General features: G+C 47.8%; 1 protein-coding gene. It reads left to right on the top strand.

Features of this window, described 5'->3' with window-relative positions:
• Positions 1-119 precede the first annotated feature (119 nt).
• Positions 120-2,570 (top strand): ATP-binding protein, encoded by a 2,451-nt coding sequence (locus E1297_RS02900; RefSeq protein ID WP_196223162.1) that lies wholly within the window; start codon positions 120-122, stop codon positions 2,568-2,570.
• The last annotated feature ends 61 nt before the right edge of the window (positions 2,571-2,631 follow it).

Raw genomic sequence — 2,631 nt, forward strand, 5'->3', positions numbered from 1 at the left:
AGTGGCCCTGAAAAAAGGGGCAGGTCAGGAGCTCATATGATGCTTATGCCACCTCATCAATCGCGTCTGAGATAAACGCCCTCCAGAGAGACGCGTTAAAAATATCCACCGGATTGGAATTGGCGCCTCCAAAAATCGATTTGCTTGAAGATGCCCGCGCGAGTTCACTCCTTTTGAGGTTGGAGTCGATACACAGCAAAATTTCTCACATAGTTGAGCCGCAAGGTAAGGTTTTTTTGGCTGAATTGAGGAATTATGAAAAGTCGGTCTCCCGGCTTATTTCATTCTACGACGTTACATCTAAACACTATGAGGCACTCGAAAAAGGGGCAGACCCTGTCGCCATTTCGGAAGAGCTTATTAAAGATCTCGAGAATATCAGCGATATCGATAACACCCTCCTCCTATTGTCAGTTGAGCTGCAGAGAAAACGGAATCTGATCGAAGACGATTGGCGTCAAGCCGCTCGGCAGTCTTACGAGTCCGCCTTTCTTACGCTCGGTGCCCTGTTCTTAGCCAGCGTTCTTGGAATTTTGTTCGTTTTCCGGTTTATCCGAAATCAGCAGACGATCGAGGCCCTAAAAGAAGCTGAGCGGGCTCGAGCCGAGACGTTCGCCGAGCGCGTTCGGTTTAGAGAGGTCCTGCAAGAGCTTCCTATCGGTGTTCGGCTAACGGACCAAGATGGCTCCGAAGTCTTTTCAAACGACTCGATTTCAAAAGAACTCTGGTCTCGCATCCCGACAGCAGTCTGCGCGAACTCATTGCACCAGTTTTGTTCGGACAAGGGCGGTATCAAACGCTTTAGTGTTGATGAAAAAGGAACCCACCTAGAGGGCCGCTACAAGAGACTCTCCGATCAGAGTAACGTGGAAGTTCTCTATGATGTAAGTGAGCTGGTCCTTGCTGAGCGAAAGGCCGTCGAAGCGAAACAAGCCGCGGAGACCGCTGATAAGGCAAAAACAACATTTCTCGCCATAATGAGCCATGAGATTAGAACGCCGCTCTACGGTGTGGTTGGGAGCTTAGAATTGCTCCAAGAAACGACACTCAGCAAATCCCAAGAATCCCTCGTGGCGACTGTGAATCATTCAGCATCATCGCTTCTCACAATCATCAACGATGTTCTTGATTATTCAAAAATGGAAGCTGGCGAAGTTACTCTTGAACATATACCAGTTTCATTATCCAACATCGTAGACCAATCCATCAAGAACTTCGCGAAACTAGCTGCTGACAAAGACATCGACATCAATACGAGCCTTGAAGGCATTCCCCCCAATGATTTCCTTGCTGATCCAACGCGAATTGGTCAAGTGATCAACAATCTTGTAAGCAACGCGATCAAGTTTACGGACAACGGGAGTATTGTAATAAGCGTTGCTCATATGTCATCCGATGAATCGGTCGATACGCTTAGATTCTCAGTCAAAGATACCGGTGTCGGCATTTGTAAGTATCGGCAAAACGATCTTTTCCTTGACTTTAGACAAGCGGATATTTCTACAAGCCGTCGGTATGGCGGTACAGGTCTTGGGCTATCTATTTGCCAGCGTCTCGTGACACTCATGGGTGGAGAAATCGGTGTTGAAAGCGAACTCGGCAACGGGGCAGAGTTCTTTTTCACTGTTACTCTACAGAGGGTTGAACAGAATAATACCGTTGAGGAAATTTCACCCGATACCAACAACCAAACCGAATCTGATGTTCCTGTATTTGCGATGGATGATTGCGTCATTCTTGTTGTTGATGACTCCGATATAAATCGACGTCTTCTCCAGCAACAACTTGCGTTAATCGGTTGTCGGACTGTTTCCGCAAACAACGGAGAAGAAGCTTGGGATTTTTGGCGGCAACAAAAATTCTCTCTGGTGCTCACCGATTGCCACATGCCAGAGCTGGATGGGTATGCCCTGACAGAACGGATTCGTCAGAACGAAAAGGATACTGAGGCCCAAACAACCATCATTGGTATAACTGCCAGTATTCTTGGCGGGGAAAGGGACAAAGGCCGTAAGTCCGGTATGGACGATGTCCTTTCCAAACCAATAAAGCTCGTTGACTTGAAGACAGCAATTGATAAATGGGCGCCGGTTGCCAGGCTCCGTGCGTCAGGCGCTCAAAACAAACCAACAAATTCTGATGGTTCCATAAACATAAATGATGCCAAACAGTTTGCATCTCGCGCAGGCGGCAACACTTTCATCGACGTTTCACACCTTGATGAACTTTATGGTGAGGTTTCTCATGAGGTTTTTACAAGACTGCACCGCATCTTCTGTTCGTCTTACCCGGATACAGAATACAGGATTCAAACCTGCATCGCTCGGGAGAATTTTTCAGAGCTTCAACATATCGCCCATACGGCGCGGGGTGATGCGAGCGCAATTGGTGCGACGATGCTGGCGGAAATGCTCGAATTGCTGGAACAGACTGCTGCTCAAAATGACGCGTGTAAATCGCTTAAACTGCTGCAAGAAATTCGTAACAACGCCAACCATATCATGCGGCTTGACCCACATTTATCATTAAACGAGAGTGAGCGCCTGGTGAACCCGACCGGCTGGTTATGAGTTTGCACAGATTGAAGGTGTCCACTGGAGTTGGAGTTCGTCCCTGTTTCCGGACAGTTTG

The sequence above is a fragment of the Roseibium sp. RKSG952 genome (assembly GCF_009711355.1).